Source organism: Nocardioides panacisoli (assembly GCF_039537325.1).
GTDB lineage: Bacteria > Actinomycetota > Actinomycetes > Propionibacteriales > Nocardioidaceae > Nocardioides > Nocardioides panacisoli.
In genome coordinates, this window is the sequence record NZ_BAABAH010000002.1 from 114,635 (window position 1) to 127,985 (window position 13,351).

Annotated in this window: 14 protein-coding genes and 2 tRNA genes; 8 read left to right on the forward strand and 8 right to left on the reverse strand. The window is 71.0% G+C overall.

The annotated features are described in order from the left end of the window. The first annotated feature begins 20 nt into the window (after positions 1 to 20). The 4 genes from ABD709_RS03535 (at position 21) to ABD709_RS03550 (ending at position 1,736) form a co-directional block, all read left to right on the forward strand. On the forward strand, positions 21 to 449 hold the full coding sequence (locus tag ABD709_RS03535; protein ID WP_344772420.1) for an SRPBCC family protein: 429 nt from the start codon (positions 21 to 23) through the stop codon (positions 447 to 449). Positions 450 to 456: 7 nt separating this feature from the next. After that, entirely contained in the window at positions 457 to 621 is a 165-nt protein-coding gene (locus tag ABD709_RS03540) for a hypothetical protein (RefSeq protein WP_344772421.1), read from the forward strand. Positions 622 to 625: 4 nt separating this feature from the next. Next, positions 626 to 1,177: a GrpB family protein gene (locus ABD709_RS03545; protein WP_344772422.1), complete on the forward strand. Its 552-nt coding sequence runs from the start codon at positions 626 to 628 to the stop codon at positions 1,175 to 1,177. Between the two features lie 370 nt (positions 1,178 to 1,547). Beyond that, the gene (locus ABD709_RS03550) at positions 1,548 to 1,736 is read left to right on the forward strand and encodes a hypothetical protein (protein WP_344772423.1); all 189 of its coding nucleotides are present in this window, start codon (positions 1,548 to 1,550) and stop codon (positions 1,734 to 1,736) included. A gap of 14 nt (positions 1,737 to 1,750) precedes the next feature. Here ABD709_RS03550 and ABD709_RS03555 read toward each other — a convergent pair whose 3' ends face one another. Further along, positions 1,751 to 2,650, reverse strand: coding sequence for a patatin-like phospholipase family protein (locus tag ABD709_RS03555; protein ID WP_344772424.1), 900 nt, complete (start codon positions 2,648 to 2,650; stop codon positions 1,751 to 1,753). 90 nt (positions 2,651 to 2,740) lie between these two features. Between ABD709_RS03555 and ABD709_RS03560 the strand changes: the two genes are divergently transcribed. Further along, complete coding sequence (locus tag ABD709_RS03560) at positions 2,741 to 4,198, forward strand: phospholipase D family protein (RefSeq protein ID WP_344772425.1); 1,458 nt, start codon at positions 2,741 to 2,743, stop codon at positions 4,196 to 4,198. A 59-nt stretch (positions 4,199 to 4,257) separates the two neighbouring features. Here ABD709_RS03560 and ABD709_RS03565 read toward each other — a convergent pair. The 5 genes from ABD709_RS03565 to ABD709_RS03585 all read right to left on the reverse strand — a co-directional run bounded on the left by ABD709_RS03565 (position 4,258) and on the right by ABD709_RS03585 (position 7,785). Next, positions 4,258 to 4,330, reverse strand: a tRNA-Glu gene (locus tag ABD709_RS03565). 104 nt (positions 4,331 to 4,434) lie between these two features. Then, positions 4,435 to 4,506 (reverse strand) — tRNA-Gln (locus ABD709_RS03570). Positions 4,507 to 4,573: 67 nt separating this feature from the next. Then, positions 4,574 to 5,503: a CPBP family intramembrane glutamic endopeptidase gene (locus ABD709_RS03575; RefSeq protein WP_344772426.1), complete on the reverse strand. Its 930-nt coding sequence runs from the start codon at positions 5,501 to 5,503 to the stop codon at positions 4,574 to 4,576. Beyond that, positions 5,490 to 6,947, reverse strand: coding sequence for a glutamate--tRNA ligase (gene gltX / locus ABD709_RS03580; protein ID WP_425575039.1), 1,458 nt, complete (start codon positions 6,945 to 6,947; stop codon positions 5,490 to 5,492). The genes ABD709_RS03575 and gltX overlap by 14 nt, the downstream gene beginning before the upstream one ends. Before the next feature lie 22 nt (positions 6,948 to 6,969). Continuing rightward, complete coding sequence (locus tag ABD709_RS03585; RefSeq protein ID WP_344772428.1) at positions 6,970 to 7,785, reverse strand: fumarylacetoacetate hydrolase family protein; 816 nt, start codon at positions 7,783 to 7,785, stop codon at positions 6,970 to 6,972. A 32-nt stretch (positions 7,786 to 7,817) separates the two neighbouring features. Here ABD709_RS03585 and ABD709_RS03590 point away from each other — a divergent pair, with 32 nt between their 5' ends. Next, on the forward strand, positions 7,818 to 8,621 hold the full coding sequence (locus tag ABD709_RS03590; protein ID WP_344772429.1) for a 3-methyladenine DNA glycosylase: 804 nt from the start codon (positions 7,818 to 7,820) through the stop codon (positions 8,619 to 8,621). Here ABD709_RS03590 and ABD709_RS03595 read toward each other — a convergent pair. Next, positions 8,614 to 10,143: an MXAN_6640 family putative metalloprotease gene (locus ABD709_RS03595; RefSeq protein WP_344772430.1), complete on the reverse strand. Its 1,530-nt coding sequence runs from the start codon at positions 10,141 to 10,143 to the stop codon at positions 8,614 to 8,616. The genes ABD709_RS03590 and ABD709_RS03595 overlap by 8 nt on opposite strands. Positions 10,144 to 10,260: 117 nt before the next feature. Continuing rightward, positions 10,261 to 10,902, reverse strand: a complete 642-nt coding sequence (locus tag ABD709_RS03600) for a TetR/AcrR family transcriptional regulator (protein ID WP_344772431.1) — start codon at positions 10,900 to 10,902, stop codon at positions 10,261 to 10,263. Between the two features lie 89 nt (positions 10,903 to 10,991). On the opposite strand from ABD709_RS03600, the gene ABD709_RS03605 reads away from it, so the two are divergent. Next, positions 10,992 to 11,840, forward strand: coding sequence for an SDR family oxidoreductase (locus tag ABD709_RS03605; protein WP_344772432.1), 849 nt, complete (start codon positions 10,992 to 10,994; stop codon positions 11,838 to 11,840). After that, positions 11,837 to 13,348, forward strand: coding sequence for a flavin-containing monooxygenase (locus ABD709_RS03610; RefSeq protein ID WP_344772433.1), 1,512 nt, complete (start codon positions 11,837 to 11,839; stop codon positions 13,346 to 13,348). Before ABD709_RS03605 ends, ABD709_RS03610 begins: the two co-directional genes overlap by 4 nt. The last annotated feature ends 3 nt before the right edge of the window (positions 13,349 to 13,351 follow it).

The following is a 13,351-nucleotide window of genomic DNA, read 5'->3' on the forward strand; positions in this document are numbered from 1 at the left end:
TGAGGCGGCATACTCCCGGTATGCAGACGACGTCGACCGCCACGGTGTCCGCCACGCCCGACCAGGTCTGGTCGGTGCTCTGCGACCACGAGGGCATGGCCCACTGGGGTCCCGGCCTCAAGGTCTCGCTCCGCAAGGAAGGCACGGGCGACCGCAACGGCGTCGGCGCGGTCCGCGAGATCAACGCCCCCGGCCCGGCGCCGGCGATCGTCGAGGAGATCACCGCCTTCGAGCCCGGCAGGAAGCTCGGCTACAGGGCGCTCGGCGGTGTACCCCTGCGCAACTACAGCGGCGAGGTGGTCCTCTCCCCCAGCGGCGCCGTGACCACGATCGCCTACACCGTCAGCGCCGACTCCCGGATCCCCGTGCTCGACCGGATCGCGGTCGCCGGGATCTCCAAGGTGCTGCTCACCGCGCTCGTACGCCGGGTGCGCGCCGTCGCGTCATGATGGCTCGGTGACCACCGACCTCAGCGAACTCGTCGCCAGTCTCCACGAGCACGCCCAGCGCGCCGCCAGCGAGGCGCAGGCAGTCGAGGACCCCTCGACGCAACGCGCCATCACCGAGCTCGCCGGCGCGGTGCAGGAGATCGCCCGGCACCTGAAGGACTCGGACGGCTAGCGCCGTGCCTTCCCGTCGACCGGACGTGACCGACGTCGAGATGGTGGGCGGCGTCGAGAGGCGCGCCCTCGTGCTGGAGGACTACGACCCCGCGTGGCCCGCGGCCTACGCCGAGCACGAGCAGCGCATCCGCCGGGCGCTCGGGCCCACCGCGGCCCAGGTCGAGCACATCGGCTCGACGTCGGTGCCCGGTCTCGCCGCCAAGCCGATCATCGACGTGCTCGTGACCGTCGAGGACATCACCGCGGAGGAGGACTACCTCGACCAGCTGCTGGCCGCCGGCTACGAGCTGCGCGTCCGCGAGCCCGGTCACCGCCTGGTCCGGACCCCCGCGCGCGATGTCCACGTGCACGTGCTCGAGGTCGGCGACGGGGCCGCGGCGGACTACCTGCTGTTCCGGGACCGCCTGCGGTCCCATCCCGAGGACCGCGCCTTCTACGAGCGGACCAAGCGCCTCCTGGTCGAGCAGGACTGGGCGGACATGAACGCCTACGCCGAGGCGAAGACCGACGTCATCGCCGGGATCAAGGAACGTGCCCGCCGGGCGGGAGCGTGAGCGGTCGATGCGGACGTACCTCGGCCCGGCGCGTGGTCGTCCACCTGGAGGACGACGACCCCGGCTGCTGGGGCTACGCGCTGGTGGGCGGCCACTAGCTCACAGGTTGTCCGAGATGATCTGGATGAGGTTCCCCGCCGCCAGACGCTCGTACTCGGTCACGACGTCGTCGACGGCGGACTGGGCCAGCGGGATGCCGTCGTCGGCAGGCGCGTCGCGGTAGGGCTGACGTCAGTCAGGCCCGGCCCTGACTGACGTCAAGCAGCGCCGTCCACTGTTGTCGAGCGCACGGACGCCTTCCCGCGGCGTGGGATGCTGTGGGAGCCCGCTCGGAGCCCGCTCGGAGCGCGACGGAAGGCGGAGGTGGCTGATGGGCAGAGGAACGATCGTGCTGGTCGGGGCGATCGTCGCGCTGCTCGGTGCGATCTTCACCCTGCAGGGCATCGGGACGCTGCAGGGCAGCCCCATGAGCGACACCACCACCTGGTCCGTGGCGGGCCCGGTCATCGTCGTGGTCGGACTCGTCCTCATCCTGTTCGGCCTCCGCCGCCCCCGCTAGCGACGGCTCGAGACTCAGCCCCAGAGCTCGGCGAGGCGGCCGGCGAGCGAGGCGCCCTGGTCGTGACCGGCGCGTGCAGCGTCCGGACGCAGCGAGACGTTCATCGCGTTGACTCCGAACAGGTGCTCGGAGCTGCTGTCCGGGAAGACCGTCTCGACCCGGCTGCCTCGTGCGCGCAGCTCGTCGACCTGGGTCGAGAGGTGGGTGCCCCACGCGGGCGGGTGCAGGGACCGGCCGCCGAGTGGCGAGAGGACCAGGACCCGTTCGTGGCCTGCAGCCAGGTCGGCGTTGTCGGCGTTGGACCGGTAGCCGCCGTCGACGTAGCGACGACCGCCGATCTCGTAGGCGAGGGAGCTCGAGCAGCTGGCGGCGACGGCGTCCGCCAGGTCGACGCCGCTGTCGTTGCCGAAGACGGCCGGCTCGCCGGTCTCGGCATCGACCGCCGTGATGAGCAGCGGGCGGTCCGGCCATCGCGTGCTGGGCAGCCGGGCGGCGACGACGGCCCGCCACCTCTCCCGCGCGGAGCCGTCTGCCGCGGCGCTCCTCTCGAGGGCGGCAGCACCCATCCTGCGCCGGAGCTCGGCAGCGTCGCCGCACCCGGCGATGATCGAGCGCATCCGCTCCAGATGGTCACTCACCGAGCCGCCCGGCGCGCGGGCTCCGCCGGCCCGCGGTGGCCCGGCTTCCGAGCCCAGAACGGCTGCGTACAGGTCGATCGCGCTGGCTCCGCCGAGCTGGGCGGCAGCCGTCGATCCTGCCGACGTCCCGACGGTCAGGTCGGCGCGGGCGACGTCCAGCCCTGCTTCGAGCAGCCCCGCGACCACGCCGATCAGCCACGCGTTCCCGGTCGACCCACCGCCGCCGAGGACCAGCGCGCGCTCGCGGCGCGGGAGTGAGGGGTAGGTCGTGCCCATGGGAGCAGCGATCGTCGCACGGCCGGCAGGCGCACCCGTAGCGCTTTTCTGTCGCCCCGCCCGTTCGACGGCATCGTCTAGCGTCGAGACATGAGCGACTGGTTCCTGCCCCAGACCGAGCGGCCGTGGTCCGCGGGGAACCTGGTCGTGCCGCACGTGCACGGGTCGAACTACTTCGCGCGCCTGATCGAGGTCGTCGGGGCAACCGACGAGGGCGACCGGATCTTCATCACCGACTGGCGCGGCGACGCCGACGAGCGGCTGACGGACACCGGCCCGACGGTCGGGGAGCTGCTGTGTGCCGCGGTGGAGCGCGGGGTCGAGGTTCGGGCACTGCTCTGGCGCTCGCACCGCGGCAAGCTCAACGCCGAGGAGAACACCCAGCTCGGCACCTGCCTGAACGCGGCCGGCGGCGAGGTCCTCCTCGACGAGCGGGTACGGCGCGGCGGGTCGCACCACCAGAAGCTGGTCGTCGTACGGCGGAAGGGCCGTCCACAGGACGACGTGGCGTTCGTCGGCGGCATCGACCTCTGCCACGGTCGCCGCGACGACGCCGCGCACCACGGCGACCCGCAGGCCCCACCGCTCGACGAGCGGTACGGCGAGACGCCGCCCTGGCACGACGCGATCGCCGAGATCCGCGGCCCCGCCGTGAGCCACGTCCTCGACACCTTCTCCGAGCGCTGGGACGACTCGACCCCGCTCGACCATCGCAACCCCTATCGCGCCGCGGTCCACCGGCTGGCCCGGATGCCGCGACATCCCGATCCCCTGCCGGAGCGCTGGGACCCGCCGCCCGACGCCGGACCGCACCTGGTGCAGATCCTGCGCACCTACCCCTCCAAGCGACCGAGGTACCCCTTCGCCCCGCACGGCGAGCGCTCGATCGCCCGGGCCTACTCGCGCGCGTTCTCCCGAGCCCGGCGACTGATCTACATCGAGGACCAGTACTTCTGGTCCGACCTCGTGGCCGACGCCCTCGCGGAGGCGCTTCGTCGTGAGCCGGAGCTGCGGGTCATCGCGGTGGTCCCGCGCTTTCCCGAGGAGGACGGCCGGCTCGGCGGCCCGCCGATGCTCTACGGGCAGCGGCTGGCCTTCGACGCGCTGCGCGAGGCGGGTGGCGACCGGTTCGCGATGTTCGACATCGAGAACGCCGCGGGGACGCCGATCTACGTGCACGCCAAGGTGTGCGTCGTCGACGACACCTGGACCACCATCGGCTCGGACAACCTGAACCTGCGCTCGTGGACCCACGACTCCGAGATGACGTGTGCGTTCGTCGATCCGGACGGGACGCTCCCCCGCCAGCTCCGCAGCGCCCTGTGGGCCGAGCACCTGGGGCTGGCGGACGAGGACCCGCGGCTCCCGGACCCGAGCGACCCGGTCGGGCTGTGGAACGAGCGCGTGGGCGCTCCGGGGAGCCGGATCCGCCGGCACGAGCCGCCGACGGTCTCGGCACGCACGCGCCTGTGGGCGCGGCCGGCGTACCGCATCGCCTGCGACCCCGACGGGCGGCCGAGGAAGCTGCGCGGCACGACGACCTTCTGAGGTCCCGTCCCGGACATGGAAGAGGCCCGGTCCACCAGGACCGGGCCTCTTGTCTCCTGTACCCCCGACCGGATTCGAACCGGCGCTACCTGCGTGAGAGGCAGGCGTGCTAGGCCGCTACACAACGGGGGCGAACTGGTGCCGCGATCTCTCGCGGACAACCTTCGGAACTCTAGCGATCGCGGTCCTGACCGGCCAAATCGCCGTCCGATCAGGGCACTTCTCGCGAGAACTCGCTGGTCTACTAGGACTCGAACCTAGACTAACTGGACCAGAACCAGTCGTGCTGCCAATTACACCATAGACCACTGTGTTACTGCTGTTCGGCTGCCCCGATCCGCCTCTACGAAGCGGTCCGGGAACCGACGGGAAACACTACCTGTGACCGCTGTTGCCCGCCAAAACGCCCCCCTCGGAGCGCGTCTCGAGGCCGGTGCGCCGGGCGATCCAGAGGACCAGGGCGAGGTAGACGAGCGACTGGGTGAGGGTGCTCGGCAGGGTGCCCCAGGTGCCGCCCTCGGGGTTGATCGCCGCGTTGATGTCGCCGACCGCGAGCGCGAGGCCCAGGCTGAGCCAGTTGTTGAGCAGGTGCATCGCGATGCCGGCCTCCAGGCCGCCGGTGACGAGCACGAGGACGCCCGCGATCAGACCGAACGCGAACCGGTCGACGAACACCGGCAGCGACTGCGCACCGTGGGCGAGCGCGAACAGCAGTGCCGGTACGACGACCGCCAGCGCGGCGCCCACCCGGCCCCGCGCCAGCCCGCCGAACGCCTGGGTGAGGTAGCCCCGGAACACGAACTCCTCCCCCGCCGCCTGCAGCGGGGTGAGCAGGACGACGATCAGCGTGAAGTCGCGCATCCGGTCGGTGAACGCGTTCAGGTGGTCACTGAGCTCGGTGCCGGGCTGCTGCGGGAAGAACATCGAGACGCCCACGGCGAGCGCCAGGGTGATGACCGCGAGGCCGAGGCAGATCAGCAGCCAGCGCCACCGGATCCGGCCGACGACCGAGACCACGCGGCCGAACGGCAGCTGGTGGACGAGCAGCGTCACGGCCGCGACCAGCAGGATCGCGAACGCCCACACCAGGTCGGTGGCGAGCAGCGCGCCGGGCGTCAGCGGGTCGACGGTGACGTCGATGCCGACGCCGTCGAGGAGCCCGACGACGAGGATCGACAGCACGAACCAGCCGATGACGACGGCGAAGACCCCCGCGAGCGCCTCCAGCCAGCCCGTGCGGCCGAGCAGGTGCTGCCGGTGGAACTCGAGCTCGGCCGGACCGGCCGACTGCTCAGCCGAGGGCACGCTGCAGCCGCCCGAGGCTCCGCTCCCGCCCGAGCAGCTCGAGCGACTCGAACAGTGGCGGCGACACCCGGCGGCCGGTCACGGCGACCCGGACCGGACCGAAGGCGACGCGCGGCTTGAGCCCGAGGCCGTCGACCAGCGCGGTCTGGAGCGCCTCCTGGATGTCCGAGGTGGACCAGGCGTGCAGGCCGGCCAGGGCGTCGTACGCCGCCTGGACGACGGGCCGGCCGTCCTCGCCGAGCATCTTCTCGGCATCGGCGGGGTCGACGCTGAAGTCGTCCTCGGCGACGAACAGGAAGCCGAGCATCCCGGCGGCCTCGGTGAGCTTGTTGATCCGCTCGGCGACGAGCGGCATCGCGAGCTCGAGCAGCTGTGCGTCGGAGTCGTGGACCGGGTCACCGACCACGCCGGCGTCCTTGAGGTAGGGCAGGACCCGGTGGGTCATGTCCTCCAGCGACAGCAACCGCATGTGCGAGGCGTTGATCGCCTCGCACTTCTTGAGGTCGAACCGTGCCGGGTTGGGGTTGACGTCGCCGATCTCGAACGCATCGACCATCTCGTCCAGGGTGAACACGTCGCGGTCTGCGGCGATCGCCCACCCGAGCAGCGCGAGGTAGTTGAGCAGCCCCTCGGGCAGGAACCCCTGGTCGCGGTAGGCCAGCGCGTGCGCCTCGGGGTCGCGCTTGGAGAGCTTCTTGTTGCCCTCGCCCATGACGTAGGGCAGGTGACCGAACTCCGGCACGAAGTCGGTCACGCCGAGCTCGATCAGCGCGCCGTAGAGCGCGACCTGGCGCGGGGTCGAGGACAGCAGGTCTTCGCCGCGCAGCACGTGCGTGATGTCCATCAGCGCGTCGTCGACCGGGTTGACCAGCGTGTAGAGCGGGTCGCCGTTGGCGCGGCACAACGCGTAGTCGGGCACGAACTCGGTCTCGAAGGTGATCTCGCCACGGACCAGGTCGTTCCAGGTGATCTTCCCGTCGGGCATCCGGAACCGCGTGATGTGCGAACGGCCCTCGGCCTCGAAGACGGCGACCTGGTCGGCGGTGAGGTTGCGGCAGTAGCCGTCGTAGCCCATCACCTTGGAGCCGCTCGCCTTGCGGCGCTCCTCGACCTCGGCGTTCGTGCAGTAGCACTCGTAGCCGAACCGGCTCTCCCGCAGCTTCGCGAGCACCTCCCGGTAGAGGTCCTCCCGCTCGCTCTGCTTGTACGGCGCGTAGGGCCCGCCGACCTCGGGACCCTCGTCCCACTCCATGCCGAGCCAGCGCATCAGGTCGATGATCGCGGCGTAGGACTCCGCGGTGCTGCGCTCCTTGTCGGTGTCCTCGATCCGGAACACGAACGTGCCGCCGGCGCCGTGGCGCTGGTGGTGGCGCGCGAACGCCCAGTTGTAGAGCGCGGTCCGGACCAGTCCCACGTGCGGGCTGCCGGTCGGGGACGGCGCCATCCGGACGCGGACGGGCTTGTCGCTACTGACCACGCTTGACCACCTTGTTCGTCAGCGAGCCGAGGCCCTCGACGGACACCTCGACCTCGTCGTCCACCTGCATCGGGCCGACACCCTCGGGGGTGCCGGTGAGGATCACGTCGCCCGGCAGCAGCGTCATCGCCGCCGAGATGTAGGCGATCAGGTCCGGGATCTGCCAGCTCATGTCGGCGGTCGAGCCGTCCTGCTTCACGTCGCCGTTGAGGAACGTCTGCAGCCGCCGGCCCTCGATGAAGTCCTGCGGGTCGAGGTCGTCCTCGATCCACGGCCCCAGCGGGCAGAACGTGTCCATGCCCTTGGCCCGCGCCCACTGGCCGTCGCTCTTCTGCAGGTCGCGCGCGGTGACGTCGTTGGCGATCGTGTACCCGAAGATCACGTCGGTCGCCTGCTCTGCCGGGACGTCCCGGCAGATCCGGCCGATCACGACCGCGAGCTCGCCCTCGTAGTGCAGGTCCTGGGTCTGCGGCGGGTACTGGATCGGGTCGTTCGGCCCGATCACGCTGGTGTTGGGCTTGAGGAAGATCAGCGGCTCCTTGGGCTGCTCGCCGCCCATCTCGGCCGCGTGCTTGGCGTAGTTCTTGCCGACCGCGACCACCTTGCTGCGCGGCAGCACCGGCGCCAGCAGCTTCACGTCGCCGAGCCGGTACTCCTGGTCCAGCAGCTTGACGCCGGCGTACATCGGGTCGCCGGCCAGCCCCACGATGACCGCGTCGTCGGGCAGCTGGCCGTACTCGTCGAGGTCGCCCGTGACGACGCCGTACGTCGGCTCTTCTCCCGTGGTGAACCTCGCGATGCGCACGGTCCGACCCTAGCGACCTACCCTGGTCGGTCGTGGAGGTGGCCGAGGACCTGGAGACGCGCGCGGCAGCGCACCGCGCGCGCGTCGACGCGTACGTCGACCCGCACCTCGCGCGCCGCGCCGAGGGCGCGAAGCATCCGGTCTTCGACTTCCTGTTCACCTACTACTCGTTCCGTCCGTCCCAGCTCCGGCGCTGGACGCCCGGGTACGGGCTCGACCCGGCCGTGACCGACGAGCACGTCGCGGCGAGGCGGCCCCTGATCGAGTCCCTGCACCGGCTGCTGACCGCCACCGCCGCCCGCACGCCGCACTTCGGCTGCTTCGGGCTGCACGAGTGGGCGATGGTCTACCGCCTCACGGAGGACCAGACCCGGCACGCCGACTGGCCGCTCCGGCTCGGGCCCGCCGGCACCGACCAGGTCGTCGAGTCGCACCGGATCGCCTGCTCGCACTTCGACGCCTACCGGTTCTTCACCACACCTGCCCGACCGCTCAACACGCTCTCCCCCGGCCGCGACGACCGGCCCGCCTTCGAGCAGCCCGCCTGCTTCCACGCCGGCATGGACCTCTACAAGCACGCCTTCCGGCTGTGGCCGCTGGTCTCCTCGGACCTGGTGATGGACTGCTTCGAGCTCGCCTGGGACATCCGGGTGATGGACATGCGCGCGGCGCCCTACGACCTCGCCGACCTCGGGTTCGAGCCGGTGCGGATCGAGACCCCCGAGGGCAAGCAGGAGTACGTCGCCGCGCAGCGCGCGTTCGCCGACCGAGCCGCCCCCTTGCGGGGGCGGCTGATCGGGGAGTGCGAGCGGCTGCTGCGGGTGCGCCTCAGCTGAGGTACGCCAGCGCGTTCACCGACTCCGCGAGGTTGTCGTCGGTGGAGTCTCCCTGGCAGGAGAAGTCGCCGCCGGTCCAGCAGTCGTAGTGACTGCCGGCGTTCACCAGCGTCACCTCGACGCCTGCGACGTTGTCGGAGTCGAACCCCACGGAGACGTTCGCGTCCCCGTTGGCGTCGAGGGTCACGCCGCTGACCTCGACCTGGCCGTTGGTCTTCTCGTAGGCGATCACAGCGAAGGATCCGCGGGCGGTCGGCGCGAGATCGAACGCGAGCTGCAGGCGGCGGTTGTCCTCGGACAGTCCCTCGGGGACGTACCTGACCGTCGCCGTCGACAGGTGGTCGAGCGAGCGGGAGAAGGCCGCGGGGTCCTGCGCGCCGCTGGTCACGTCGACCTCGGTGGCGTCCGCGGTCGGGTAGAGCTGGCCCTCGGTGTACGCGAGGGACGGGTAGCGGTTGGCCACCGCGAAGTAGCCGAGCTGCTCGGGCAACGACGTGCCCAGGTCCGCCAGGACGTTCTCGATGCCCTGCACGGAGTAGTCGTCGGGACCCACCCCGGCCTTGGCGTCCAGCCGCTGCCAGAGGTGGAGGATCAGCGACGGCAGCCCGCCCTGCTCGTCGTTGAACTCCTCGGTCAGGTAGCGGAAGAAGATCCAGTCGCCGTACTGGTGGCAGCACCCCTGGGCGTAGTCGAGCGGGAGGTCCGGCGCGCCGATCGGGCCGTCGGGCAGGTACTGGAGGTTGTCGTTGACGTCGGGATAGAGCTCGTCCTCGGCCCAGGTCGCGGTGGCCTCCAGGATCCAGGAGTCCTCGTAGGCGTCGTAGGAGAACTGCGTCGCGTGGAAGTACTCGTGCGCGGCAGTCACCTGAAGGTTCGTCTTGGGCGTGTTCGTCGGGAACTGCGAGTGCTTGAAGTCGTTGTCGAAGGAGCAGTAGGAGTAGGACGTGTAGACGCCCTGCGGGGTGTTCTGGTCCGGCGCGCAGTAGCCATAGAGGCCCTTGGCGCCGTCGTCCTGGAGGAAGACGTCGAGCGCGCTGCTGCCGCTCTTGCCCTTGTCGGGCAGCGGCTCGCGGTAGCCCGCAGTCACGTAGACGTCGTGGATGCGCAGGACCGTCTTGAGCGCCAGGTCGACGTAGTCCGGGGTCCCGTTGTGCGGGCTCACGTCCCGCCTGCTGACGGCGTTCTTCCCCGACGTCGTGTAGTGGATGCAGATCGTCTTCTTGCAGCGGACCTTCGCGCTCGGCAGGGTCGGGCGGGCCAGCAGCGCACGCGCTCGGCCGCGATCGGCGGGCGAGAGCGCGTCCATGCTCGCCCACAGGTCACGCAGGGCGATGGTGGCGTCCTTTCCGCGGGAGTGGCCGGAGACGACTGCCTGCGCGCGGTCGAGAGCGGCGGCGGCCCGGGCGTGCGAGGCCGGCGCCTTCGGGGCGTGCGGTCGGGGCGTCGCGGTCGCCGTCGGGGCGGTGACGGCCGCGAGCCCGAGGGCGACGGCGAGTGCTGCGGCAGGGAGGCGGAGACGCATGGGGATCCTTCGAGTCGGCCCGCAGGGCGGGAGTAGGTCCAAGCTGGGGACACCCTGGACCCCGGCCGACCTCGGCACCTCGTAATTGCAAGGAAAGGTGCCGTCGCCCGGGGTCGATCAGCGCGCGGCGATGCCGTCGTACATGACGGCCCTGATCGCAGCGCCCAGCCGATGCTGGCGTTCGGGATCCGGGTCGCGGAGCGCCGCGAGGACCGAGCCGAGGATCATGCCGTTGATCGCGTGGGCCGTCGCCCGCACGTCGAGGTCGGCGCGCAGGTAGCCGAGCCGGACGCCGTGGTCGAGGTACGCCGCCGTGAACTGCGCCGTCGTGTCGAAGAGCTCGAGCATCCGGTCGCTCATGGCCTGGTCGATGCCGGGGGCTTCGAGCAGCAGCCGCGGCATCCGCAGGTCGGAGCCGAAGATCGAGGCGAGCGCCTCGCCGATGCGGGCGGACTGCTGCCGGTAGTCCTCGAGGGTGTCGACGGCCTCGGGCGCGTTCTCCGCGCCGAGCGCGCCGAGGATCCGCTCGACGAGGTCGGTGATGACGTGCTCCACGATGTCCCGCTTGTTCTCGAAGTAGCGGTAGAACGTGCCGTGGCCCATGCCGAGCCGCGCGGCGATGTCGGCGATCCCTGTCGCGTGGTAGCCGCGCTCGGCGAAGCAGGCGAAGGCCGCGTCGATGATCTCGCGGCGGGTCTCGGCCTTGCGCCGCTCGGCGCGACTGAGCCCCGCGCGGTCGGTCGCAGGCATCGCGGTCATGACGCGCAGCCTATTGCCAACGGCCGAAAACTGACACTAGATTCCGTTTCTGACATCAGATTCCGCACGGAGGGAACCTTGACGCTCCGATGACCCGACTCCCCTCGATCGACCTGGCCGACGCGCACGTCGTCATCACCGGCGGTGCCCGCGGCATCGGGCGCTCGACGGTGGAGGCGTTCCTCGCGCACGGTGCCCGGGTGTCGTTCGGCGACGTCGATCCGGAGGCGGCGGAGCGCACCGCGGCCGAGACCGGTGCCAGCGGGCACGCCATGGACGTGCGCGAGCGCGCGTCCTACGCGGCGATGCTCGATGCCGCCGTGGCGGAGCACGGTCCCGTCGACGTCCTGGTCAACAACGCCGGCGTGATGCCGAACGGCGCCTTCCTCGACGGCGACGAGGCGATCGACCGCCTGGTCCTGGACGTCAACGTGACCGGCGTGCTGCACGGGATGCGGCTGGTGCTGCCCGGCATGGTCGACCGCGGCCGCGGTCACGTCGTCAACGTCGCCTCGCTCGCGGGGAAGTTCCCGGTCCCGGGGCTGGCGGTCTACAACGCCAGCAAGTACGCCGTGGTCGGGCTCACCGCCGCAACCCGGCTCGAGATGGCGCCGTACGGCGTCGGCCTCACCGCGGTGCTGCCCTCGGCCGTCGACACCGACCTGGCCTCCGGGCTGGACATGAAGCCGATCCCGAAGGTCCCGCCTGCCGCGATCGCCGATGCCATCGTCGGCTCGGTCGCCAGCCGGGCCGCGGAGATCGCGGTGCCGGGCTACGTCGGCGCCCTCGCCACGACGAGCCACCTGGTCCCCACGCGGGTGCTCGACCGGGTGCGGCGCGTGCTCCGCGACGACCGGGCGCTGCACGCGGACGACGAGCGGCGGTCGGCGTACTCACGACGACTGGCGGACGCCACCCACGAACGGAGCACCTCATGAGCAGCGAACAGATGCACGACGCCGTCATCGTCGGTGCCGGCTTCGGCGGGATGGGTGCGGCGATCCAGCTCCGCCGGCTGGGCTACGACGACCTGGTCGTCCTGGAGCGCGAGGACGACCTCGGCGGCACCTGGCACGTCAACCGCTACCCCGGCCTCGCCGTCGACATCCCGTCGGCGACCTATTCCTACTCCTTCGAGCCGAACCCGCACTGGTCGCGGTTGTTCGCGCCCGGCGCGGAGCTGAAGCGGTACGCCGAGCACGTGGCGGACAAGTACGACCTGCGCAGGCACATGCGCTTCTCCGTCGTGGTCACGGGCGCGCGCTGGGACGAGGACGGGTCGTGCTGGGTGGTCTCCCTCGAGGGCGGTGACGAGGTCCGCGGACGCTACCTGCTCACCGCCACCGGCTTCCTGTCCCAGCCGCGGATGCCCGACATCGCCGGGATCGAGGACTTCGCGGGCGAGGTGGTCCACACGACGCGCTGGCGCGACGACGTCGACCTCGAGGGCAAGCGGATCGGTGTCATCGGCACCGGCGCGACCGCGGTGCAGCTGATCCCCGAGCTGGCCAGGGCGGCGGGCCACCTCACGGTGTTCCAGCGCACCGCGATCTACGTCAGCCCGAAGCTCGACGGCCCCGTCCCCGGCGCCGTACGTGCCGCGTTCGCCAGGGTGCCGCTGACCCAGCGGATCGCCCGGCTGGTCGGCAGCTCGATCCTCGAGGTGATGATGGTCGCCGGGGTGCTGCACTTCCGGGACCTGCCGTGGGCGAACCGGATCGGCGCCCAGGTCTGCCGGCGGCACCTCGACCGGCAGGTCAAGGACCCCGAGCTCAAGGCGAAGCTGACGCCCGACTACGACTTCGGGTGCAAGCGACCGACGTTCTCCAACACCTACTTCCCGACGTTCACGAAGCCGCACGTCGACCTCGAGACCACCTCGATCGACCACGTCGACGCCACCGGCGTCGTGCTGGCCGACGGCCGTCGCGCCGACATCGACGTCCTCGTGCTGGCGACCGGCTTCAACCTGTGGGACGCGAACTTCCCCGCGATCCAGGTGGTCGGCCGCGAGGGGCGCGATCTGGGGAAGTGGTGGCGGGACAACCGCTTCTGCGCCTACGAGGGCATCACCGTGCCGAAGTTCCCCAACTTCCTGTCGCTGAACAGCCCCTACTCCTACTCCGGGCTGTCCTACTTCACGACCATCGAGACCCAGATGGCCCACATGGACCGGCTGTTCCGCGCGATGCGGAAGGCGGACGCGGACGTCTTCGAGGTGAGCGAGCGGGCGAACCAGGAGTTCCTCGACCGGATGACCGAGCTGCTGGGCAACTCGGTGTTCAACGCCGGGAGCTGCGCGACCGCGCGCAGCTACTACTTCAACCAGCACGGCGAGGCGACGCTGCTGCGGCCGACCTCGACGATCAGCGCCCACCGTGAGGCGGTGCGGTTCCCGATCGGCGACTACCGGTTCCACTCGACGCGCGAGCGCGTTCCCGCCTGACGA